Raw genomic sequence first — 245 nt, 5'->3', positions numbered from 1 at the left:
TAAGACATCCTATAGCGGATAGACGAGGAGGTATTTCGATGCATACTTTTACATTTTATAATCCGACGACGCTCCATTTCGGACAGGGTCAACTGGAGAAGCTGACAACCGAGATTCCCAAATACGGCAAAAACGTGCTCCTCGTGTACGGCGGCGGCAGCATTCGCCAGAACGGTCTTTACACCAAGGTGGTCCATATCTTAAAAGGGTTGGATGCCACGATTTACGAACTGCCCGGTGTGGAG

1 protein-coding gene is annotated in these 245 nt (G+C 49.4%); it reads left to right on the top strand.

Going from position 1 to position 245, the window contains the following annotated elements; genetic code table 11:
• Window positions 1-38 precede the first annotated feature (38 nt).
• On the top strand, window positions 39-245 hold a 207-nt coding region (locus tag KVT27_RS25790), incomplete at its 3' end, for an iron-containing alcohol dehydrogenase (protein ID WP_217582295.1).

This window comes from Lysinibacillus sp. GbtcB16 (assembly GCF_019091145.1).
Classification (GTDB): Bacteria; Bacillota; Bacilli; order Bacillales_A; family Planococcaceae; genus Lysinibacillus; species Lysinibacillus fusiformis.
The sequence above is the reverse complement of the archived record's forward strand: the minus strand, read 5'-3'. Positions and strand labels throughout refer to the sequence as shown.